Annotated in this window: 12 protein-coding genes; 4 read left to right on the top strand and 8 right to left on the bottom strand. The window is 45.1% G+C overall.

Annotation, left to right across the window (positions count from 1 at the left end):
* The first annotated feature begins 13 nt into the window (after positions 1-13).
* Positions 14-2,518 carry a CHAT domain-containing protein gene (locus tag OU814_RS27095; protein WP_268242714.1) on the top strand — a complete coding sequence of 835 codons (2,505 nt, stop codon included), beginning with the start codon at positions 14-16 and terminating at the stop codon, positions 2,516-2,518.
* Here the strand turns inward: OU814_RS27095 and OU814_RS27100 are convergent.
* The 3 genes from OU814_RS27100 to OU814_RS27110 all read right to left on the bottom strand — a co-directional run bounded on the left by OU814_RS27100 (position 2,479) and on the right by OU814_RS27110 (position 6,399).
* A complete protein-coding gene (locus tag OU814_RS27100) occupies positions 2,479-3,138 on the bottom strand; it encodes a hypothetical protein (RefSeq protein ID WP_268242715.1) in 660 nt (219 codons plus the stop codon). The two genes, OU814_RS27095 and OU814_RS27100, sit on opposite strands and share 40 nt — an antisense overlap.
* Positions 3,139-3,287: 149 nt before the next feature.
* Positions 3,288-4,973, bottom strand: a complete 1,686-nt coding sequence (locus tag OU814_RS27105; RefSeq protein ID WP_268242716.1) for a protein kinase domain-containing protein — start codon at positions 4,971-4,973, stop codon at positions 3,288-3,290.
* Between the two features lie 43 nt (positions 4,974-5,016).
* On the bottom strand, positions 5,017-6,399 hold the full coding sequence (locus OU814_RS27110) for an NB-ARC domain-containing protein (protein ID WP_268242717.1): 1,383 nt from the start codon (positions 6,397-6,399) through the stop codon (positions 5,017-5,019).
* Positions 6,400-6,765: 366 nt separating this feature from the next.
* Between OU814_RS27110 and OU814_RS27115 the strand changes: the two genes are divergently transcribed.
* Positions 6,766-8,130 (top strand): hypothetical protein, encoded by a 1,365-nt coding sequence (locus OU814_RS27115; RefSeq protein ID WP_268242718.1) that lies wholly within the window; start codon positions 6,766-6,768, stop codon positions 8,128-8,130.
* Positions 8,131-8,382: 252 nt separating this feature from the next.
* Positions 8,383-8,610, top strand: a complete 228-nt coding sequence (locus OU814_RS27120) for a hypothetical protein (protein WP_268242837.1) — start codon at positions 8,383-8,385, stop codon at positions 8,608-8,610.
* Between the two features lie 26 nt (positions 8,611-8,636).
* Here the strand turns inward: OU814_RS27120 and OU814_RS27125 are convergent, their stop codons facing one another.
* The 3 genes from OU814_RS27125 to OU814_RS27140 form a co-directional block, all read right to left on the bottom strand.
* A complete protein-coding gene (locus OU814_RS27125) occupies positions 8,637-10,772 on the bottom strand; it encodes a caspase family protein (protein ID WP_268242719.1) in 2,136 nt (711 codons plus the stop codon).
* A gap of 21 nt (positions 10,773-10,793) precedes the next feature.
* Positions 10,794-13,583 (bottom strand): CHAT domain-containing tetratricopeptide repeat protein, encoded by a 2,790-nt coding sequence (locus OU814_RS27130; RefSeq protein WP_326498334.1) that lies wholly within the window; start codon positions 13,581-13,583, stop codon positions 10,794-10,796.
* Between the two features lie 299 nt (positions 13,584-13,882).
* On the bottom strand, positions 13,883-19,111 hold the full coding sequence (locus OU814_RS27140) for a CHAT domain-containing tetratricopeptide repeat protein (protein WP_268242720.1): 5,229 nt from the start codon (positions 19,109-19,111) through the stop codon (positions 13,883-13,885).
* 377 nt (positions 19,112-19,488) lie between these two features.
* On the opposite strand from OU814_RS27140, the gene OU814_RS27145 reads away from it, so the two are divergent.
* Positions 19,489-20,388, top strand: coding sequence for a transposase (locus OU814_RS27145; RefSeq protein ID WP_268242721.1), 900 nt, complete (start codon positions 19,489-19,491; stop codon positions 20,386-20,388).
* A 38-nt stretch (positions 20,389-20,426) separates the two neighbouring features.
* On the opposite strand, the gene OU814_RS27150 is transcribed toward OU814_RS27145, so the two are convergent.
* Both OU814_RS27150 and OU814_RS27155 read right to left on the bottom strand, forming a co-directional pair.
* A complete protein-coding gene (locus tag OU814_RS27150) occupies positions 20,427-20,849 on the bottom strand; it encodes a hypothetical protein (RefSeq protein ID WP_268242722.1) in 423 nt (140 codons plus the stop codon).
* A 96-nt stretch (positions 20,850-20,945) separates the two neighbouring features.
* Positions 20,946-24,215, bottom strand: coding sequence for a CHAT domain-containing tetratricopeptide repeat protein (locus OU814_RS27155; RefSeq protein WP_268242723.1), 3,270 nt, complete (start codon positions 24,213-24,215; stop codon positions 20,946-20,948).
* Positions 24,216-24,298 lie beyond the last annotated feature (83 nt).

The following is a 24,298-nucleotide window of genomic DNA, read 5'->3' on the forward strand; positions in this document are numbered from 1 at the left end:
GGAGTTCTTCACCGTGAGTCGGATTCATCGTATTCTGATTTCTCTTTTCATGGGGCTATGCTTAGTTGTTGGGCTTTCATGGTTGCCTCAGATCGGTAATTTTGCCCGCGCTCAAGTCAATCAACCGATTGATGCGTCTGTGCTGACAAATGAAGGCTTTGCTCACTTCAATGCTGGAGATGCTGCTACGGCCCTGAAGACTTGGAAGAGAGCCGCTGAACTATATCATCAGCAAGGTTCTCAAGATGGGCAACTTGGAAACTTAGTGAATCAAAGTTTGGCAATGCGATCGCTCGGTCAATTCCCACAAGCCTGTCAAGTCCTCGCAAGAGATGTGCTGAAATTGTCTGATTCGCTCTGCTTCAAACAGCTTTATCGCTCCAATACCTCAGCACAAGAATTTACTACCGTAATTACGCAACTTCAGTTCACTCCAATCAGTCAGTTAGCCCTCTATCATCTGAGTGAAATGCTCCGGCTCATTGGTGACTTTCCCAATGCAAAGGTCGCGCTTGAAACCTTACTCAAACAAACTTCAAAGCAACCATCGATTCAAGAAATCTATCTCAGCTTTGGGAATCTTGAACGTGCTTCTTTTCTTCAACTTCGCGCTAAATTAGCTCGCTCTGCTGCCTTTGATGAATTTGGCACTATTTTGATTCAACTTTGCAATCAAGTAGAAAAAGCGCTTCAGTACTATCAATTGGCTGCTCGTACTGATGTAACTCGCGAGATTGCACAACTGAACGAATTAAGCTTTCTTGCCAATTTAACAAAATGGCTTCAAACTCAACAGAGCCATGACTTACCAGAATTGCAGAAACTTGCTCAAACAGTTACAGAACGACGTAAGGTACTTTTGCCGATCGTATTACAATCTGACTTTACAGAGCTTTCAGAAATTGATCGAATCTATGCCCGACTAAATTTAGTCAATAGCTTGCTTGAATTTTCAGAGGAAAAAACTGCACAATCATTTGCGAACGCTATATGGAGCGAAGCGACCGCAGCCCTTCAGGCATCTCAATACCTACAAAATCAACGTGCAATCTCTTTTAGTCTGGGTGCTTTGGGACGGATATCAGCTAAATCTAAGAACTTTAGTACAGCACAAACTCAACTGATAGAAGCAATGGCGATCGCACAATCAATCTCAGCCTGGGATGTAGCGTATCAATGGCAGAAAGAGTTGGCTCTCATTGCCAAGCAGCAAGACAATATTCAATCTGCGCTGAAATATTATGGTGCTGCGATCGACAGCCTAGATCAAGTACGGGGAAATTTACTGTCGATTACTCCAGATCTGCAATTTTCCTTTCAGGATCAGGTAGAACCAATTTATCGTGATTTCATGGCGTTGTTGGTCAGCCAACCCAATCCAAACTTGCGGCGTGTCATTCAAACCTATGAGCGCTTGAAGTTAGCAGAACTTGAGAATTTCTTACAGTGTGGCAAACTTGAACTTATGCCTCTTTCTCAAAAATCTCCAACATCAAAATCAACGTTGTTCTATATTCTCGATCTCGATCAAACCGTTGGTGTGATTGTTCAAACCGAAAATCAGATGAAGTACTATACTGCAAATGCGGAAACTGTTAGAAACAGCGTAGATGGGCTTATCTTCAATCTGCAAAATGCGGTGCAAGATACTGAACTCAAACTGCCAAGTGAATCAGTTCTCAGAAGCTACAGTGAGCCTCTATATCGGCAATTGATCGCACCTGCTGAGCAAGCAAAATTGGTCGATGAGAAGTCTTCGTTAGTTTTTATCATGGACACTGCTTTTCAGGGAATTCCGCTCGGATTACTGCATGATGGAACAGATTATCTAATTGCCCATTATCCAATGTCTTTGTCGATCGGCTCTCAACTTCGAGCTACACCGCACAGAGACAACAAGTTGACTGCCCTGGTCGCGGCACTCAGTCAACCTAGCCCTAGCTTTCAAGATCCGCGAGTGCGATCGCTAAAACTTCCTCTCTCTAATGTCGAATCCGAAGTACAAGCAATCCAAGCTATTTTGCCAGTAACAAAGCTATTAAACGAGCGGTTTACTCTAGCAAAGTTTCAGTCCGATCTCAGCAAGTCGTCCCATAACATCGTTCACATTGCAACTCACGGACAGTTTAGCTCATCCCCTGATGAAACATTTCTGATCGGATGGGATCAGTTAATTACTGCACCGCAGTTTAGCAGTTTACTCAAATCAAGGTTTCAGCCGAACGCAGGTCTTGATCTTCTGGTTCTCAGTGCTTGTCAAACTGCGCAGGGGGATAAACGCTCTCCCTTAGGATTGGCTGGAATTGCAGCCCAATCAGGTGCAAAAACAACGCTGGCAAGCCTATGGCTAATCGATGATACTGCAACCGCTATATTCATTCGGCATTTCTATGAAAATCTGAAATCAGGACAAACTGCCGAAATCGCACTTCAGCAAGCTCAGATGAAACTCCGTCAAACTTCAGCCTACTCAAATCCTTATTTTTGGTCAGCTTTTGTACTAATTGGAGCAGCCTGATTAGGAGAAAGCACGTTCAAGGTCTGCTCCCCGCTCAGAATCATTTGGTTCCCTCGATATGCACTGATAATGACGCGATAGGCGCTTCCAGGTTTAAGCGATGGCTGATTTGTTGGATAGCTGAGTTGGGTCCGCGTTGTTGCCTTGCTCCATGCCACATTTCCAAGTATCCGAACTCGGTAACTCGTCGCGCTAGGAATTTCTTGCCAGCTAAATTCAGGACGAAGATTAGTAATATTGCTGTCAGGTTCTGTAATTTTTAATCGAGCCGTAATGCTCCCACGCGGACGAACACAGAATGTTAGATTGTTTCCACACGCTTGAGGTTTGTCTTCTTGAGAAATGCCACATCCAGTTGGCGCAATTTGCCCATTCCATAGCTCTACAACTTTCCCTGTTGCGAAGCAGAGCACGAGAAGAGATCGTGCCTCTCGCAGTTCGATTTTGTCTCCAACACAAAGCACATCCCCAGGCTTGAAGCGTTGATCACTCTTTGTGAGAACGTAAGCGATCGGAACACATTGCCGAGGCGCAGAATATGCAGCAGAGAGGAAACTAGCGCTCGCGTTACTGACCAAGCACCCCATCAGCAGAATCTTTAGATTGACAAAACGAATCACGATATTCTTTCATTCAACGACTTCAACCTGAGTAGTGGCAGATGCTTTCGAGAACCGTACCGCAATACGAACACGATTAAATCTATAGTAATCAATACTCTCGATTCTGAGGCGTAGAAAGGAATAAAGATTACTATTACTGCACGAAGTTAGAAGCCTCGTTTTGCAAGCTGAATTCGCCACTCTTTAACTTCCGGAAGTGGGGATTTCGTGGCTGAAAACAGGCATGTCTTGACTTCAGCATCCGACTCAAGCTTTCTAGCTTGTTTCACGAATGCCAGTAAACAATAAGTATCAATTCGTGAACCATCCAGCGATAAAGCATGCTCTAGTGCTGCCTGTGCTTCTTCAAAACGATTTAATCTAAATAATGCCCATCCTAGATTTTTGCGCAGAGATGCTAAAGTCTGCTCTGCTTGGGTCAGTTGAATGACAGATTGCACGAGCGAAACTGCTTCTATATATTGCTGCTGTCGATTCTTTAATCTTGCGAGGTTATTGATTGCCTGAGCTTTGGTTTCTGGTGAACCGTTTGCGGCTTTCATGTATTGGGCTGATGCTAAATCGTAGCGTTCTTGTCGATCGTAAATTGATCCCAAATTGTAGTAAGCCTCCCAGTAGTCCGGTGAAAGCGCGATCGCACGAGTGTAATGTGCGATCGCACACTCATCATCTCCCACGTAATAGCAAGACAACGCCAAATTATTATGGGCAATGGCTGAACGATCGTTCCATTTCAGCGCGATTTCAAAATCAGTCCGAGCAGATTGATACTGTTCTGTTCGGAGGTTTTCGGCTCCTTTTCGGAGATAGTCATTCGATATCCAGAGGCTGACTCCCCAACCAATTCCAAACACCAGCGAAGCAGAAATACTGGCGATCGACACTTTAAACCACCAAGAATTAATCCTCCGACTCACTCGAATCTGTTGAGGTAACTTCTCAGTGAGGTAAGTATAGATTTCAGTTGTAGATTGCGGTCGCTGGTAAGGTGACGCTGACATCACTGCATCTAACCAATCAGCAAAAGGTTTTGAAACTTGAGGGGCATGATGTCGCCAACGCAATTGATTCGTTTGTGAATCGATCAGATCGATAGGATTTCTTCCAGTAAGCAAACTCACCCAACTTCGCCCCAAAGCATAGAAATCGGAAGTCATCGTTGCTTGTCCATTCACTTGCTCTGGAGGTGAATAACCTGGCGAAGTGATGATCGTCGGATGATTAGATGAGATCGCATCTGTCTGCCCAAGTTCTCGCACTCCACCAAAATCGATCAAAGCTAGCTCACCATTAGGTTGTAGGATCAGGTTTGAAAGCTTAAGATCACGATGAATTAGATTGTGAGAATGTAAATAAGTCAAAACGCCTGGAAGGTCTTGTAAATTTTCAGGCGCGCATAACTGCCGCATCCATTTTAGTGCAATCGATTCAGAAGTTCTTCCGTTTTGGGCAACCCACTGCTCTAGTGTTTCACCCTTTATCTTCTCTAGTACTAAGCAATGCAGCGATCGCCCAGCAGGTGTATTGACAACAAAGTAATCATTGATATCCACTTTAGGGATATTTGGATGATCTAGCCAAGAAAGAACAGCGTATTCTCGTTCAAAAAGCTCTAGCTGTTTTGCGTCTGTTGTTTCAAGAACTTTTAGAATTTTTTGTTCATCTTGATCAAGTACATTGACCTTGAACACCTCGGTTTGAGGTGTTTGGGTAATCCGTTGAATAACTTGATATTTTGATTCGAGAATTAATAATGTTCCACAAGCTGGACAGTAATCTCTGATCGCTCCAGACTGTTGGCGCTCCGGACAAGCAGGGTTGATACAGTACACACAAAATAAGGCAATAAAATCGCACTATGTGATACTAGCTGATTTAGGGTGAATGCGCCAAGATAATCTTTCTGACAACTGGAGCTAAATTAAAAACAAACTCAGTTTCACTATCAGATTCAATCTCTCGTCGCTCCACTAAACAAAGTTCGACAAGACGAGTTAGAGACTTAATCAGGGTTGATCGTGATTTCACAACACCATATAGTTCAGAGAGTTGAACAGGCGCATTTTGAGTCGCGAGATCAAGCAACACAATGCGATCGCTCTCACTCAACTGATGGATCTGCTCCAAATACAATTTAGATGCTTCGTCTGGGACGACGATCGTACCACACCGTAAAAAATGACGAACCCGACCCCCAAAGCAGGTCTGAATGTATCGACTAATTTGCATCAATAGTCCAGGATTGCCCTGATACATTTCAATCAATGCATTCCAGCTTGACTGGTCTTTTAGTTGATGAGTCGCTAAAATCTTTTGAGCCGCTTCAAGAGCCAATCCTGAAAGCATCATCTCCTGTGCAGATCGTTTAGAGTGATTCAACCGAACAATCTGGTTAAATCGTTGCCGACTGAGCAATAGTAAAGAACTCTGATGCCGTTGCTCAACGATGTAGCGAATTAGTTGATTGTAATCTCGCAAATCACCGTAAGTATTAAGGGCTGAGATCGCGGTCGTTTGGATAATAGATTCTGCGCTATCTAGCACGATTAAGCATCGCTGTCGCTGAAGTAACGTCATCAAGAAGTTCAGCTTTTCAGCAAATAAAGTGAATGATTTTGGTGGAGTTTGGCGAAATGCACTGATGAGATCATCTACGAGTAACTCTGGGGTTGGTGCGTGGATGAGCGATCGCCAAATCACCACATCAAACTGATTTTGTCCAAACGACTGCACCCAATGGGAAGCGAGCGATGTTTTTCCGACTCCAATCGCTCCAACTAGCGATACACACTGGTAATTTGAAAGTAAATCTGATAACTCTGCAAGTTCGGTATTGCGTCCATAAATCTGTGCGAGAGTGTCTGCGCGCTGAACTGCGATCGTATCTGATGATTCAAGCTTAAGCTGCACTCTAATCTGATTCGCATCAATATCTCCAGATAAGTTAAATTGTTCAGCAAAATAATTGATAAACCTTTCAAAGCTGGATTTATTAATAGGTTGACTAAAGACATTCTGAAAAGCGTTGGATAAGTCTTGCCACAGTCGAGGACCAACTTGTCCGCGCAAATAGTTTTTACTATATCCACGAGCTTGAGCAATCTCCTCATATCCCAGACTAAAATCATGTAATAGTGCATCAGTCAGAGCAAATTCAGCATCTTCAAAGTTCCTGTCTAGTAAGACTTCTAGCGCATTGATCAGGAACTGAATTTCTTGGTCTGTATATCGTTCTATGCTGACTTGCTGACGCATCATTACGATCGCTTGCCTCTAGCTCATCACAATAAACCTGCTTACTCTTGAGCAAATCATAGACTTTTGCTGAAGCAGAAGAACTTAGCGATAAGAATAACTCTATTTAGAGCGATTTATAAAAAAGTCCGACAGGTTGGATTTTTTTATAAACTGTTTGATAAAAAGTCATTCCAGCCTTTATTCTAGCGGCGATACTGAACAAAGCGTAGATTTTTTCAAATTTATAGAGTCAAATTTCTTGAACTTGATATGATTACTAAAAAGTCACCTGACTTCTCAGATAGTGCTGCTCAATCTGTTAATTCCCGGACTTGCAATTAAGTCATTCGGCTGCTGATCAAACTTCAAGCAGTCAAATATAGAACTATGTCAGATGGAATCACGACAATCCTAAAGCCTCCTACACCTGAGACTCCAGAAACACCTGAACAGGATAAACTTGCTGAAATTGCTGTCAGAATTCGCCATCGTGTTGGGCGAATGCTAATCGATATTTACGAGATAGGCAAAGAATTGATTGCGGCTCGTGAGTTTTTTAACGGACGTGGGAAAACGAAAGACTGCATTGAGTGGGCAGTGAATGAGACAGGACTGAAACGCACAACGCTGTATGCAGCAATGGCAACTGCAAAAGCTTTTCAACCATTTGAATCTACGAACTCAAAGATTTTCTTTGAATCGATCGATGTCCGTATCCTCAATCAAATCTCCTCTACGAATGCGCCAAAATCTGCTCGCGAAGAATTTGTCATGCGGATTCTGAATGGAGAAGAACTCACCCAAGAAGCGGTTGGTGAAATTATCTCCAAGCATCGAAGGGCGATCGCAGTTGAAGCGGATGAAAAGTTCATGGCTCAGCGGAATTTGATAGAGCCGTGGGGTGAGTTAAAACGGCTAGAAGATCCAGAGGAAGAACATCCATTTTTCTTAGTTGATCGGGACGGTGTAGCGCACTGGTTTCGGAACTATAGTGATATCAATAAACAATACACCGAATGGAAAGCTCATCGGCTTAAATCGCAATTTGAACAAGTGGTCGAGTTACTCCATCCACATTGGTCAGTGAAGCTTGCTCCAGCCCGAAAACGGCCAGAGCGAGTTGTGGTTGATAGTCAAATTCCTGGAGTGAATAAGCAATTTACGATCGCGTCTCCAGCTTCCTTAATGCGGTGGTGGGATCAAGAAGGAAGAGCAAAAACCGAGCGACTGGTTGCAAATAATCCTCGAACGATCGCAGCGACTTCCACAGAGTTACTGGCTCAATTAAATCTCGAAAAAGCAACTTGCCGAGATTGCCGATGGCACGACTCTCAACATGAAGGTAATCAATATGGAGCTTGGTGCGGATTTTATAGAGATACACTGAGTCTCGATCGCATTCATGAAATGCCTCTGCGTTGTAATCAGTACCGGCACGAAAGCAATGCTGATCCCCTTCCATCTGTCCGTACAGAACTTCCAGTTGAAACTTCAATTCTTCCCATTCCACAGCGACCTCCTACGAAAGTTGCTGTTATCCCACCCAATCTACTATCAGATTCACAGACTCAAAGTTCTGATTTTGGCGAAGAGCAAGATTCGGTAGCGATGCCTATTCAACTTGATCTGGATCATTGGCTTCAGCAGATCGCAGTACTGTCGGATGAAACACTGGAAGTTTTGGAGGAACAACTTGAGCAGATTGCTGCTGCGATCGCTCGCCGTAAGCAAATCTCTCAATGTCAAGAATGAATCAACTACAATGGTTCGTTTGTGATGGCTATGCACTCGATTAGCAACCTGAACGCAGACCGGACAGCAAACCGCTTGTTGAATTAGATCGATAAACACCTGAACTTGCTGCTGTTCCAAATTCATCTCATAACTCTGTAATTGTAATTGACTACTCCCCCGCTTAAAAAACCTACCGTGTACACACAAGTCGGTTTAAACTGCAGAGAGTGGGGTGGAAGAAAAAGTAAATAGAGAACCCCATCCTGATTCATGCTCAAGCAATTCAAGGCGCAGCGGTCTGCCACTTCTCTAAGATACAAGGGGGATGTCTATGGCTTCGATGGTGGAAAGCTGATGAAAGGGCGCAAACGTTTTCTCGTCGTCGATACTCAACCTAATCTTGGCCTAGCAGAAACCCGACCTTCTGAAGAGAGGTTGCCCAATTCACAATCAGAAGAATGGTTTGACAATGAGGATTGCTTCGGCTCTGAGATTTAGCTCGATCGCAAACTTCTGTCATAGGATCAAATGATCTCAAAAGGAATAGCCAATGTTGCTACGTCATTGGTATTGATTGTGTAAGCAGAATTTTCACTGCGACTTAGATCAGAAAGGAGTTCTGAAATCGCATCTCCGCCGCGTTCACCTTGAAGTGGAGCATTCTGGTTTGATTGCTCTGCTGCCAAGGATTGGAGCCGTTTATAGACGCGATCGAGGGGAGTGCGACTCGCAAGAATCAAAGCTTCTCCCCGTCCTGTTAGTTGCGAGACAAATTTAAAGCTATCCCCCCCATCACGATCGGGTACCAGTCGAGAAACGTCAGGCGTAATTTGGCTAACTTCGTTTAAGTTGCCCTCTGTAAAGCGATTGGGAAAGAGAATCGATAGGCGTCCACTCGGACTGACGAGCGCAATCAGGAGATAAAGGGGCGTTGCTTCTCGATTGAGCACTTTAAATTGAAAGGCAGTTTTTACCTGGATTGGATTGTTCGTCAATGCAGATTTCTGGCGCTGAGTTGCGGCGCTTGCGATAACTGCATTGGGTTGGTCTTGGTGCTGAAGTTGGACTTCTAGCTTGAGATTTGAGGTACGTGGATTTAGGGTTTGACGAATGATATGAGCGGCAACGAGAGACTGTATTCGTGCAGCGAGTTTCTCTTGAATCACGGTTGAGAGGGGTTTCTGGTCTACGACTGTACCGGTGTTGGGTAGAAATTCTAAGCTAGCGGTGAACAGTGCGATCGCATTGAGGGGAGGTTTGGGCTGAGTTTGAATTCGAGCGAGATGGGTAGGAGTAATCCGACTGATGATGTAATCCACGCCATTGGGATAGGGAATGTTTCCAGTTTGAGCGGGAATTGCTTCGACGCGATTGAGTTGGTTGAGAATGGTTTGAACTTCGGTGGTTTGTTGAGCGATCGAGGGATCAATGCCAATTTTTAAGCGTAGATCGTTGGGAATGACTCGTTCGATTTCTTGTAAAAATGCGCCAGGTTGGGCTTTTCCTTGCAGGGTTGCTGTGGCTTGTAAGCCCTCGCGAGTGTTGAGAATTGCGGTTCCGGTTTTCTGTGCGGTTTGATCTAAAATCGCGAAGGTTGAACCGATCGCAAACGCATTGAGCGAAATCGGATCTAACCCACCGAGCCAGATTATTGCCTGACCATTCCGAATCGTTTTGATCACAGCTTGAGCCGATTGGCGTTGAGGTAACAGGAAATAGAGGGGGCGTGCTTTGAAGGCGGACTGTTCTAGCTCAAAAACAGGTTGCTGGCGATACTTGATGAGGGAATAGAGCGATCGAGGGAGAACGGTTTCGAGGTCACCAAAACTCCCTGATTGCTCCCAAAGATACTGGGTGAGTAAATAGGTGAAGGCTCCTGCACTAAAGCCCGGAAAATCAAAATCGACGGCTTCTTGAGTGCGATCGGCAGAGGCAAGTACGGCTCCTTTGGCAACAGATTCGGCTCTTAAGGCTCGCAGTTGTGCGGGAGCAAGATTCAGCCGTTTGCGCCAGTTTTCTTGATAACCTAGTTCGGCTCTACTGGGGTAGTAGTCTCCCGTAGAATTGCTCGATCGGACTCGTCCAGCACCACGGGTTGCACCACCAGAATGGCAGCAATCGAGGACGACGGTGACGGTTTGGGTCTGGAGCGCTCTCATCAGCAGAAATAGCGTTCTGCCCATGATGTCGTTGATGGTGCCATCGGGGTTGGGTTGTTCGGCTCCATAGGGAACGATTGTGCTATTGAATCGATTTCCGTTAATTGGAGTCGGGTCAATGACTTGAGAACCATGACCGGAATAGTGGAAAACGACTAGATCACCTGGTTTTGCTTGCTTGATGAGGTGAGTTTCAAAGGATTGTAGAATTCCTTCTCTTGTTGCTTCTGCATCCTTAAGAGTTTTGATGTTGTCTGGCTCGAATCCAAAGCGATGGATCAAAAGTTGCCTTTGCAGTTCCACATCAGTCGTGCAGCCGTTGAGTTGGAGAAAGCCGCGATCGCTATCCTCATATTCATTAATTCCGACTAATAGGGCAAATTTGCGGGGCGCATCTTGGGCAAGGACTTGAGTATAACGATCGAGTTGAGCAAAGAAGGAATGCAGTGCGATCGTGGTTGCGGTTGCGCCTGTAGCTTGAATAAAATGACGACGTTTCATAGAATTTCTCAGTTTGAATAATTATTGAGCTTCACCCATGAGCGTAAAGGCTGCCCAGTTTTTGGGGTTGGGATGGGTTTTCATGGTTTTGAGCATGGCTTGTCGGAGGGCCTGCGCTTTGTCGGGATTCGATCGAAGGTGCTGGTAGAATTCGACCATCAAATCCGCAGTCGGCGCATCAGGCACTGACCACAACGAGACAATCACACTGGGCACTCCTGCTGCAATGAACGATCTCGACAGTCCTACCACACCATCGCCCGTAATCTTGCCCCGTCCAGTATCACAGGCACTCAATACAACTAACTCAGCTTTCAGTTGCATCTGGGCAATCTCTTCTGCGGTGAGGATGCCACTATCCTTACCAGAAGGGGCGAGAGCAAGCCAACTCTTGAAGCCGTTACGATCGTAGAATGAGCCATGTGTTGCCAAGTGAATGATTCTTGCATTGGACATTTGCTGAAGAATTGCATTCTTGGTTCCGTTCTTTCCGGTGATTGCTTTCGTATTGAAGAGAGGAGCGATCGCTCTAGCTTCTCGTTCTGCATTGGGTAAGTTTGTGAGTTGTTTGGGTTGTAATGCAGTCGGGTCATTGGGCATGAGGGGATTGCCAACAATCAGCGTACCCTTGCCTTTGGGACGAGATTTGAGGGCACGAGTTTTGTCGAGCAGTTGTATTGAAGACGCAGTGCGAATCGTATGCTTTTCGATCAGATACTTGCCATTTGCGTCTTTGAGTGCGGGGAAGGGAACAAGAAAGAGAACATCATCAGGAATGAACACAACCTGTTGATTGGGGTCAGTAGGTAGATATTGAGAGATCGGATCAATCAACAGGTTGTGTAATGTTGTGAAGTTCTCGTCTGCATCGATTTGTAAGCAAGGATTAGCTTTGGCAGCGGGGTCTGCGGCAACCCAGTCGCCTTCAGGACTGCGAACCCCAATCGAGTCACGACTATTGCCAATGAGTTGAGCAATCGAAGCACACTGTTTCGGCAAAACATCGGCTAACTCCACAGCTTTGAAGTTAACCGTTCCATTGGGTTGAATCACCCAGATGTAGAGTTGCTTTTCCTTGCCATCATAAATCATCGAGTACTCGACCAAGGTTGCATTATGAGTTTGAGAAATCTGCTTAAGCATTTTGAGGTTGGGCGCTTGGCTAGTCAGGAGTGTATTAGGTTGAAGTTGTTGGCTGAGGCGTTCGACGAGGGCTTTGGTACGTCCCCACTCAGAGATGGTGAGAGCCGTTTCAGGTTGATTTTGGGCGATCAGAACTTTCTGTAGGATGCGATAGCTGCTAGCTTGCGTCTCAAAGAATGAGATTTTATTTTCCTCGGACAGGCGATCAAGGCGAATGCTTTCATAGAGCGAGATCGCGCTGCGGAGAGACTGTTCTGATTGGGGCAACTGCTGGGTTTTGAACTGAGCCACTCCGAGATTATTCAGTGCAGTTGCTTCGCCGTTACGGTCTTTCACGTCCCGGAAAATGGGCAAGGCTCGATTGAAGTCCAAAATTGCTGCCTCGTAGCGTGATAGGTAAAGATAGGCATTGCCGCGATTGTTCAGTGCCTTTGCTTCGCCGTTACGGTCTTTCACATCCTGGAAAATGGGCAAGGCTTGATTGTAGTCTCGAATCGCTTCCTCATAGCGCGACAGAGAACGATAAGCATCGCCGCGATTGTTCAGTGCCAGTGCTTCGCTGTTGCGGTCTTTTATTTCCTGGAAAATGGGTAAGGCTTGATTGAAGTCTCGAATCGCTTCCTCATAGCGCGACAGAGAACGATAAGCAATGCCGCGATTCGCCAGTGCCTTTGCTTCACCGTTGCGGTCTTTCACGTCTTGGAAAATGGGTAAGGCTTGATTGAAGCCTCGAATCGCTTCCTCGTAGCGCGACAGGTAAAGATAGGCAAGGCCGCGATTGTTCAATGCCTTTGCTTCGCTGTTGCGGTCTTTCACATCCTGGAAAATGGGCAAGGCTTGATTGAAGCCTCGAATCGCTTCCTCGTAGCGCGACAGGTAAAGATAGGCAGTGCCGCGATTGTTTAGTGCCTTTGCTTCGCTGTTGCGGTCTTTCACGTCTTGGAAAATGGGCAAGGCTTGATTGAAGTCTCGAATTGCTGTCTCGTAGCGCGACAGATAAAAATAGGCAGTGCCGCGATTCGCCAGTGCCAGTGCTTCGCTGTTGCGGTCTTTCACGTCTTGGAAAATGGGCAAGGCTTGATTGAAGTCTCGAATTGCTTCCTCGTAGCGCGACAGGTAAAGATAGGCAGTGCCGCGATTGTTTAGTGCCAGTGCTTCACCGTTGCGGTCTTTCACGTCTTGGAAAATGGGTAAGGCTTGATTGAAGTCTCGAATCGCTTCCTCATAGCGCGACAGGTAAAGATAGGCAGTGCCGCGATTGTTTAGTGCCAGTGCTTCACCGTTGCGGTCTTTCACGTCTTGGAAAATGGGTAAGGCTTGATTGTAGTCTCGAATTGCTGCCTCGTAGCGTGACAGGGAACGATAGGCAGTGCCGCGATTGTTCAGTGCCAGTGCTTCACCTAGATGATCGCCAATCACTCGATAAATCTTCAGTGCCGTTTCCCAGGATGCGATCGCTGCCTCATATTGGTTTGCTTGGTATTGCTGAACTCCTTGATTGAATAATCGATCAGCTTTCTGTTTCTGCTCAGTTTCTTGTACTTGGGCAATCGTTACAGGTTGATCTCCCATCGATCGCTCCATCCCGACGCTGGATCCGAACAGCGAGAGGGCTAACACCAGTCCACTTTGCCAAACCAGGGCCTTGGGCAGGAAGAGCATCATCATAAGGCATCCGATTTCATCCACAAATACGATTGAAAAAAAGAAAAGGTGCAATTGCAAAATTCTTTGATGTCTTCTTTTATTTCTGAGGCATTTGATCATATGCAATTGTCAACCAAAGTCGCGATCGTTATAGCGAGATCGATCCATCGAAAAGATGAAAATCTGGGGTCACAGCTTGATGACAGAGCACACAAAATAGTCACTTCTTGACGATCGACTAGCGGATGATATATGTTCAGTGCCCATTTACAGGCTGCGATCGCTTTTTCAGAACAACACGAATTCTTTCAAGAGATTCCCTACAAGCTATTACCGATCAGAATGAAGGCTGCCCAATGGTAGGGATGAGTCGTCCCAGGAGCAGGGGTATCAGTGCGCGATCGTGCGCCTGGTTTACCTTCAACCCAGTCTGCTTCTGGAAGGCTACGGGTTTTGTCTGGACTAGATTTGATTTGGTTTCTTAAAAGGGCAAGCTGGGCATTCCGGAGAGATTCTGCTTTCGTGAGGGATTGTTTCTGAGCTAATTGACTATAGAATCCTTCCATCAATAGGCGAGTGCTATTGTCGCCAACACGCCAGAGAGAAGCCATGACGCTCTTCGATCTCGCCAAAATTGCACTACTGACACTAGCGATTTCTAGCCCATCGCCGTTGCGAGTTTGCCCTAGTGCGGTTTCACAAGCAGAAAGCGTCACTAAATTGACATCAAATAAATCTGGTAACGTCCCGAATTGGGAAATTTTGAGCTTCTCGCCGTTACCCAGCAGGATGAAAGACTCCGCAGGTTGATCGGGAACAAACTTTCCATGAGTTGCGAGATGGAGAATATGGTGCCCATGCAGATTGTCTCGTAAAGTCTCAAAGGTAAATGCGGGATCAAGGAACTTATTCCCCATAAAGATGCCTTTCTCCTGTTTCGTTTGTCGCACGATCGCATCAAGTTCTTGGGGAACGTTGGGTAGTGAATCCCAATTTGGCACTTTTTGAGAAAGTCCCATCCCTAAAACTCGGATAGAATCGCGATCGTTTGGTAACTTACCTTTGTCGGAAAGATCCGTTTTCTCGGCAGAGAGAACAGTCGCAATCGTGTAGTTTTCAATCAAGTATTGCTTTCCGTCAAACAATGCTGCCATTGGAATGTAACGGGTTGAGCGATCGAGGGCAAAAACTAAATGCTTAATTTTTCCAGCTTTCAGTTCTTGTTCAAGGGGCTGAATCAGCCAAGTGTAGAGTTTTTGTCCCGTGGCTTGTACTTCTTTGAGATCGGAATTCTTATCTCTCAGAAGCTCCTGGAATTTCTCAACCGTTTGATTAAGTTTAGTCTGTTCAACTTTAGTTTCAAACTTTTGAACAATTTTGCCTCTAGATGCCACTAAAATCTGAATTCGATCGTTTAATACCAAAGGATAGATGAGAACGCCATCCGGTTGTTGTTCTGTCAGTTCGATCGCTTGACGCTGATAGGGATCTCCTGGATCAAGAAAGTCTCTATCTTTTGCTCGTCGATCATTGATTTGTTTGTCAATTTCTCTATTCTCTGTAGCGTATCTTTCAACGATAACTTGCCGCTGTCGAATTAATTCACTACATTGTTGTGGTGAGTTTCCTGCTTTATTTTGGCATTCATCGATTTTTTGTCCCAAAGCGATGAGAGTACCATGCTGTTGACGAATTTTTTCCTGTACATCTGACAGCGTGACCTTTGCCGGTTGGGTTGGAGATGCTGTCTTCGTTTCCTTCAATTCTTGGTCTTTTAGCAATTCCATCACTTTAACAGCTTCACCAATTTCGCCTTGATCGTTCAACAGAGCTGCAAGTTCTCGATAGATGTCAGAAACCTTTCGTCGATCGAGGTCTACCGTTGCATCCAGAAATGTTCTTTGGAGTTCTGGTGGTAACCCCACAATTGCGCGACGAACCGCTTGGATATTCTCGATCGCTTGTTTGTAATGGGTAATGGCAACAGTTGGCTGTTTGAGAGCGTTGCGGGTGCGGGCAAGTCCGGCGTAGATGAAGGCATTAGCTCCAGTAATTTGGTTGTCACTAGGGATTGCAAGGGCTTGTTCGTAAGCGTCGATCGCTTGCTGATGGCGTCCGAATTTGCGGTGTATGCTGCCAATTAGCGCAAGGGATTGCTTTTCCCAAAGTCTATTTTTGGTGGTGCGAGCAAAGGTGAGGGAGGCTTGAGCCACTTCCATTGCTTTGGCATCATTGCCAAGTTCTCCGTAACCTGTGGCAAGGACTCGTTGAGCAAAGGTCGCGAGACGAGGTTCTTTAATCGCTTGGAAGATAGAGAAGGCTTGTTGTGCTTGATCAATTGTTGTGCTTGGGTTGCCTTGGTTGAAGGCATTTTGCGCCAGAATGAGTAGTGCAACGCCTTCACCTCGACGGTTATTCAGTTGTTTGAAGGTTGCTAACACTTGTTCATAGTATTCACGACTTTTTTTATAGTCTCCTAGGACATTGTAGATTTCACCTAAATGGTACTGAGCATCAACAGCTAACGGCGGACTTTTTAGGGTTTGAGCAATTTGGAGGCTCTGTTGAGCAAGTTGCAGGGCTTTGGAATAATCATTGCGGTTGATATAGACGTAGCTCAATCGAGACAATGCTAAAGATTCTAAGTAGGGATTTTTGAGTTTTTGTGCAATCGCGAGTCCTTGCTCAACGGATGCCTTTCCTTTTTGAGTGTCACCAACACTCGCGTAAGCATATCCTAGTACCGCAAGTAATGGAGACTCGATCGTAGGGCTTCTCAGAGTGCGAACTTGAGGTAGACGAGGCTCAATCTCATCAATAATTTTTTGATACTCTCCCAATGCCTCGTAAACGATAGCAAGTTCGTTAACGGCTACTGCTTCAAGCAAGAACACCTTATTTTTGGGAGCAAGTTTTAGAACTATTTGTAATGCTTCAACACTTTTGCCATACTCACCTTGCAATTTATAGGCTCGTCCCAGTAACGTCTGCCCAAAAACCTCATAATGTGGACTAGCTTCTTTTCTAGAAAGGACAAGCATTCTCTGTGCTGTATCAAATCCACCTTGAATATCTCCTGCTGATAGATAGCTTTCACCAAGTTGAAACAGGGCAGTTGCTTCGTGCATTTGCAGATTTCTCTGCTGAACTACTGCTAAAAGTTGTTTTGCAGCGTCAATTGCTTTTTGGAAATTACCTTGTGCTTGATAGATATTTCTAAACTCGGTTAAAGCATTGTGTTCCACCACGGGATCACCCAACCGCTTGGCAATTTGCAACATTTTTTCTGCAGCTTCCAGCGCTGGAGTAAAGTTTCCCAGTTTAGTATGACTTTGGCTGATATTTTTCCAGGCTTCTGCTTCTAGTTTAGGCTCTTTAATCTGTTGGGCAATGGATAAGGCTTTTTCAGCAATCTCGATCGCTTTGAGAAAATCATTCCCAGAGTTTTGATAAAAAGATGCCAGCGATGATAGAGATTGTGCTTCAAGCTCTGGTTTTTTGAATGTTTGCGCAATTCTTACCCTTTCTTGAGCAGTTTGCAATGCCTCCTCTAACTTACCTAAAAAAGTGTAACTATCTACTATTCCCCCTAAAGTCATCAATTCTGCCTGTTGAGCATGGCTCCTTTGATTAGAAGGAAGCTGCTCAATATTGATACTGCGAACAACCTTTAAAGCTTCTTGAAAGGTTTCAAGCGATCGTGAATAGTCACCTAGACTGTTATAACTCCCCGCAACAGCTCCTAGAGCAAAAGCCAGACTCAATTCATCGTTTTGTACTCTAGCAATTTCGGCACTCCTTAAATCTACTCTCAGTTTTTCGCGGAAATTACCTTGTCGGATATAGATATTAGCAAGTACATTGAGTGCAGATTTCTCAGTATCGATCGCTTTGATTTTATAAGCAAGTTTTTCACTTTGCTTTAGCAACTCAGTTGCCTTTGAGTAGTCATCTAAAATATGATAACTTTTCCCCAGTTCAATTAACGCTTTTGCTTCTGCATCTTGCTGCTTTAGCTCTTGTGCTAAAGTTAAGCTCTCTTGAGCGTACTTTTGAATATTGGGAACTTCCGCTTTAGCTTGGGAAACGAATCCCTTCGTATGAAGGTTGAATGCTTTGCTACTGTATTGCATAGTTAGCAGCAATAACGTATTGAGAACGCTGGATCGATCAGTTAGCGTTCGACGTACTGCCAATGATTGCTGCATATAATCAATTGCTAGATCGGTTTTGTCTAGAGCCATATAGGCTCCTGCTATCTTAAATAAAGCATCTCCCTTACTCGATGGTTCGTTCAGTGTTTGTAGAATATTAAGGGCTTGTTGGTAAGATTGAAGGGCTTCTTGGGGCTGATTCAGATATTGAGCATCTCCTAAAGAAATTAATGTGTCTGCTTCATTTTTAGGATCACGCTCTTTCCGATAAAGCTCGATCGCTTGCTCAAAATATCCTTTTGCAACTTTGTAATCTTTTAGCAAAGAAGCAGCACTGCCGATCCGATGATATGCCTCAGCGATAACTTTTGGATTGTTCAATTTTTTAGCAGCTTCCAGTGCAGCTTCTCTTGCTTTCAAAGCATTTTGATAATCTTGTTTACGACTATAGTATGCTCCAATATTAAACCAAGCACGATACTGATCTAGTAAATAACCATTTTGTTGTGCAACTTTCAAAGCAACTTGGAAGACCTGAAATGATTTCTCTGGCTGTGTAGGAGTTGTATCTGCATAAGCTAATCCAAGTTGAAATGGTACTTGAAATTTGAAAAACTGGATGGGCAGAAATTCTGCAAGTGGAATTGCAGGTTCAAGTACCTGAATAGCCTTGTTATACTGTTTCAGGCTGTTATAGCTCTCGCCCATATTAACCAGCATTAGCACAATATTGCGTCGATCGTTAACAGCTTGAGAGAGGGGTAACGCTTTTTGATACGCGGCGATGGCATCCAAATACTTATCTTGACCCTGTAAAATTGAACCTATCCGTCCAATTACTCGACCTTCCAGCCGTTTATCACTAATTTGTTGCGCTAAATTGAGAGCTTGTTGCGTTAACTCAATCGCTTTACTCGTACCATTTTCAGCATATTGATAAACTCCTGAAATTATAAACAATGACCGTGCTTCTAGAGATTTATCTTGGATTTTTCGAGCAATTTCTAGACTTTGATTGGCAAATTCCTGAGCTTTTGCATCCTGATTGTTATTGAGATACAGCCGTCCAAACGTCATCAAGATCCAACCTTCTAACTGAATATCTTTGGCTTCTTTTGCTATTTTTAATGCTTGCTGTAACGCATCTTCTCCAGCTTTATTATTAGTCGTGCTTTCAGCATAGGTGGCTCCGATCGCTAGCCAGGTTTCTGCCTCAATGCGTCGATCTCGATTTTGCTGAGACAATGTTAAGGCTTGTTGTAGCAATTTTAGTGCAGCCTCATATTCTCCCGTTTCGTATTGTTTCTTACCTTGCTGTAAGAACTGTTCCGCATTAGATTGTGCAACGGTTGTTTGGGCGATCGCGGGTAATGGATTAAAGACGCGATCTGACATTGGCATCGCTGAGAGAATGACAGCTACGAGCAAAAGATGAAGAGTAATCCGGGCTTGCATCTGAACTAACGCTCCATTGAAGTGATGAGATTTACAGCAAAGCTATTGGTATATAACTTTACGATTCCGGAAGAGAGTAGAGAAAGACGAGGACAGAAAAATCTATAGATGGAAGATGATTTTCTCTTCCATCTTGATTGTTAAAGTGCATCTTGGTTTGTCAAAGTTTTTTCCATCGCATCTGCGATCGACATCGTTCCATAGATACTAGACTTGAAGAACTCATTGTCGTCATTCAAAGCAATCTTGCTCAGATAAAATACACTAGAATTGTTGGGGAATAGGGGATAATAGAACGGAACTGCTTGGTAAGTCTCATGCTCAACCTCAAACGCGCGTTAAACGAAGAGCGATTGCTTCGAGCTTTGACTGGGCTAAACCGTAAAGCGTTCGATGCACTGCTGCCCAGCTTTGAACAAGCCTATGAGGCAAGTCGAATTGCTGCAAAGCCAGTCCGACAACGGGCGAGAGGTGGCGGACGTAAAGCAAGACTGAGCAGCATTGAAGCGAAACTGTTCTACATTTTGTTCTATTTCAAGTGCTACCCGACGTTTGATTTAGCAGGCATTCTATTTGACCTCGACCGCTCGCAGACACACGAATGGATGCACGAACTCCAACCCGTTCTCGAAGCAGCGCTGAGAGAGAAGATGGCGCTACCCGAACGCAAGTTACGCAGCATGGATGCTTTTCTCGAGCGGTTTCCGGGAGTGGAGCGGGTGATGATTGATGGGACAGAGCGCCCGATTCAACGTCCACAAGACGCAAACAAACAAACGATGAACTATTCGGGAAAAAAGCGGCGACACACTCGTAAGCATCTTGCCGCTGTAGACCAAACCAAACGAGTGTTAGTGTTAAGCACATCGCGTGAAGGCAAGCTGCACGACAAACGATTTGAAGCCGAAGAAGAAATTGCCTTTCACATCCCGGATCAGATCCCGATTGAAGTCGATTTGGGGTTTCAAGGTCTACAGTCTGAGTACATCAACATTCGCATTCCGCATAAGAAGCCAAAAGGGGGTGAGCTAACCGAGTTCCAAAAACAAGAAAATCGCAGTTTGAGCCAGTCGCGAGTCGTGTGTGAGAATGCTTTCGCAGGCATCAAGCGTTATGGTGCGGTGAGTGCAATCTATCGGAATCGAACGCAAGATTTTGATGACCATTTAATGCTCACTGCTGCTGGACTATGGAACTTTTACTTGATGGCTGCTTAACCTGATGGAAAAAAGCAGGAATCTCACAACTCTACAACTTATTCCCCAACAGCTCTACTATATCGACCATCCTCTAGCTTCGTGGCTCCCCAACTTCCTAGAGGGTAGGAAACGTTATCTTCTAATAGTTGATTCAGTCGTTCTGCGTTCAATGGGGATTTTTCCATGTAGGCAAAGGAAACCACATCAATAATTTCCGTCTTACCAATCTTGCGAACTTCAGGACGGATGATTGCTAACTGCGTCCGATCGCCTTCTAGCCGTAAGCCAATGCGATAGCTCCCATCCTCCATCGCTTCGTACTTGATTCCGGCTCGATCGAGGCGAGATTGAACCACTGATTTAGAAGCTTTGGCTTGGGCAATGGTTTGTGAAGATGATGCAGTAGGCTGATTGGCAGAAGCCGAGACTGGAAGTGCGATCGCAGTAGCCATTAACAGAGTTGTGAATAAGCGATTCATTATGAATTTCCTCAGTAACTAATTCAATATGGTTCTGGACTTACTAAGGTTATGCACTTTTCAGAAGCCAGAATCAGAGATAAGAAAGTGATGATACTAAGACTCACCCACTAGAGTAAATGCAGCCCAATTCCTCGGTTGAGGGTGCGTTTTTAAGGTTTTTAACATCGCTTGTCGGAGTGCCTGTGCTTTGTCAGGATTGCGTTGGAGTTGTTGATAAAATTCGGTCATAAGATCGGCAGTTGGCGCATCGGGAACTGACCACAACGAGACAATTACACTCGGAACCCCTGCTGCAATAAACGATCGCGATAAGCCTACCACGCCATCGCCTGTAATTTTTCCGCGTCCAGTATCACAGGCACTCAAGACAACTAAATCTGCACTCAGTTTCATCTGGGCAATCTCTTCAGCCGTGAGAATGCTACTATCGTTGTTAGAAGGGGCGAGGGCAAGCCAGCTTTTGAAGCCATTACGATCGTAGAACGAGCCATGTGTTGCCAAGTGAATGATTCTTGCATTGGACATTTGTTGAAGAACCGTGTTCTTGGTTCCGTTCTGTCCGGTGATCGCTTTGGTGTTGAATAAGGGTGCAATTGCGACGGCTTCTCGTTCTGCATTCGGTAAATTTGCCAGTTGTTTAGGTTGTAGTGCAGTGGGATCATTCGGCATGAAGGGATTGCCGACAATCAGTGTGCCCTCGCCTTTGGGACGCGCTTTGAGGGCACGAGTTTTATCGAGGAGTTGGATTGAAGAAGCGGTGCGAAGGGTATGTTTTTCGATCAGATACTTGCCTTGGGCGTCTTTGAGTGCAGAGAAAGGTACGAGAAACAGAACATCATCAGGAATGAACACAACCTGTTGGTTCGGATCAGTGGGCAAGAATTGGGCGATCGGTTCAACCAGGAGTTTGTGTAGGGTCTTGAAATTCTCTTCTGCATCGATTTGTAAGCAAGGATTAGCTTTAGCAGTAGGGTCTGCGGCAACCCAATCACCTTCAGGACTGCGAACCCCAATCGAGTCACGACTGTTTCCGATCAATTGAGCAATCGAAGTACATTGTTTTGGCAACACACTAGCTAACTCCACAGCTTTGAAGTTAACCATTCCATTGGGTTGAATCACCCAGATGTAGAGTTGTTTTTCCTGACGGTTTTCATAAATTACTGAATACTCAACCAAGGTAGCTTTCTGAGTTTGAGCAATCTGCTGGAGCGTTTTCAGATTGGGAGCTTGGCTCGTGAGAGGTGCAGAGGGTTGGAGTTGTTGGCTGAGACGTTCGACGAGAGCTTTCGTGCGCCCCCACTCGGAAATGGTAAGAGCCGTTTCAGGTTGGTTTTGGGCAATCAAAACTTTCTGTAGGGTGCGATAGCTTCGAGCTTGCTCCTCAAACAATGAGATTTTATTCTCCTCGGATAGACGATCTAAGCGAATGGTTTCATGAAGGGAAATTGCCCTACGAAGCGACTGTTCTGATTGAGAAAAATGCCGAGTTTTGAATTGAGTAAACCCAAGATTATTCAGTGCCCCTGCTTCGCCATTGCGGTCTTTCACTTCCTGAAAAATCAGTAGGGCTTGATTAAGATCAGTGATCGCTTCTTCGTAGCGCGACAGAGAAGCATAAGCAATGCCACGATTCATTAGTGCGTTTGCTTCACTGTTGCGATTTTTCACGTCTCGGAGAACTGATAAGGCTTGATTGTAGGCGGTGATCGCTTCCTCATAGCGTGATAGAGAAAAATAGGTATTACCGCGATTCATCAGTGCATTTGCTTCACCGCCGCGATCTTTCACTTCTCGGAAAACTGATAAGGCTTGGTTGTAGTCAGTAATTGCCTCTTCGTAGCGCGATAGGAAAAGATAAGCAGTGGCACGATTCATTAGTGCCACTGCTTCACCGTTGCGGTCTTTGACTTCCTGGTAAACCGGCAAGGCTCGATTGTAGTCAGTAATTGCCTCTTCATAGCGCGCCAGGGAAAAATAAGCACCACCACGATTATTCAGCGCCATTGCTTCGCTATTGCGGTCTTTCACTTCCTGAAAAATGGGCAAGACTTGATTATAGGTGGTGAGCGCCTCCTCATAGCGTGACAGGGAACTATAGGCAGTGCCACGATTCATCAGTGCCCCTGCTTCGCCGTTGCGGTCTTTGACTTCCTGATAAATGGGTAAGGCTCGATTATAGTCGTTGATCGCTTCTTCATAGCGTGACAGAGAGAAGTAGGCAATGCCGCGGTTCGTCAATGCATTTGCTTCGCTATTGCGGTCTTTAAATTCCTGGTGAATGGGCAAGGCTTGATTGTAGTCAGTAATTGCCTCTTCGTAGCGTGATAGGGAAGCAAAGGCACTGCCACGATTTGCCAGTGCCTTTGCTTCCCCATTGCGGTCTTTAACTTCTTGGTAAATCGGCAAGGCTTGATTGTAGTTAGTAATTGCCTCTTCGTAGCGTGATAAAGAAAGATAGGCAGTGCCACGATTATTCAGTGTCATTGCTTCGCCGTTGCGGTCTTTGACTTCCTGGTAAATCGGCAAAGCTTGATTGTAGTTAGTAATTGCCTCTTCGTAGCGCGACAGGGAACGATAAGCAATGCCACGATTCATTAGTGCCCCTGCTTCGCTATTGCGGTCTTTTATCTCTTGGAAAATCGGCAAAGCTTGATTGTAATCGGTAATTGCTTCTTCATAGCGCGATAGGGAACGATAGGCATTGCCACGATTAAACAGTGCTGATGCTTCCCCATAGCGGTCTTTTATTTCCTGGTAAATCGGCAAGACTTGATTGTAGTCACTGATCGCTTCTTCGTAGCGTGATAGGGAATCGTAGGCAATGCCACGATTAAACAGTAATCTTGTTTCACCCTTACGGTTTTTTACCTCTCGGAAAATCGGCAAAGCTTGACTGTAATTGGTAATTGCTTCCTCGTAACGCGACAGGACACGGTAGGTGTTGCCACGATTAAACAGCGCTGATGCCTCACCGTTGCGATCTTTTACTTCCTGGAAAATTGGCAAAGCTTGATTGTAGTCCGTGAGCGCCTCCTCATAACGCAACATAGAATCATAGGTACTAGCACGATTATTCAGTGCCCATGCTTCGTTTTGACGATCGCCGATCTTACGATAAATTCTCAAGGCTGCTTCAAAAGATGAGATCGCTGCTTCATAGTGGTTTGCTTCGTATTGCTGAATCCCTTGAACCAACAATCGATCGGCTTCCTGTTTCTGCTCAGTTGGTTGAACCTGGGCGATCGACACCGCTTGACCTCCCATAGATCGATCCATACCGATGACAAAACCAAACAGCGCAAGGGCTAACACCAGTCCACTTTGCCAAACCAGAGTTTTGATCAGGAAACGCATCATCATAAGGGAGGCGATATTATTCATTACTACGATTGAAGAAGGAAAAAACGCGATCGCGACCTCCCTTCATGTCTTCTTATGGTTTT

Source organism: Leptolyngbya sp. GGD, assembly GCF_026735145.1.
GTDB lineage: Bacteria > Cyanobacteriota > Cyanobacteriia > Leptolyngbyales > Leptolyngbyaceae > Leptolyngbya > Leptolyngbya boryana.

Bases quoted from the DNA above. Each gene is read 5' to 3' on its own strand.
- OU814_RS27110 (WP_268242717.1), bottom strand. From the start codon at position 6,399: ATGATGCGTCAGCAAGTCAGCATAGAACGATATACAGACCAAGAAATT.
- OU814_RS27115 (WP_268242718.1), top strand. From the start codon at position 6,766: ATGTCAGATGGAATCACGACAATCCTAAAGCCTCCTACACCTGAGACT.
- OU814_RS27120 (WP_268242837.1), top strand. From the start codon at position 8,383: ATGCTCAAGCAATTCAAGGCGCAGCGGTCTGCCACTTCTCTAAGATAC.
- OU814_RS27125 (WP_268242719.1), bottom strand. From the start codon at position 10,772: ATGAAACGTCGTCATTTTATTCAAGCTACAGGCGCAACCGCAACCACG.
- OU814_RS27130 (WP_326498334.1), bottom strand. From the start codon at position 13,583: ATGATGATGCTCTTCCTGCCCAAGGCCCTGGTTTGGCAAAGTGGACTG.
- OU814_RS27140 (WP_268242720.1), bottom strand. From the start codon at position 19,111: ATGTCAGATCGCGTCTTTAATCCATTACCCGCGATCGCCCAAACAACC.
- OU814_RS27145 (WP_268242721.1), top strand. From the start codon at position 19,489: ATGCTCAACCTCAAACGCGCGTTAAACGAAGAGCGATTGCTTCGAGCT.
- OU814_RS27150 (WP_268242722.1), bottom strand. From the start codon at position 20,849: ATGAATCGCTTATTCACAACTCTGTTAATGGCTACTGCGATCGCACTT.
- OU814_RS27155 (WP_268242723.1), bottom strand. From the start codon at position 24,215: ATGATGATGCGTTTCCTGATCAAAACTCTGGTTTGGCAAAGTGGACTG.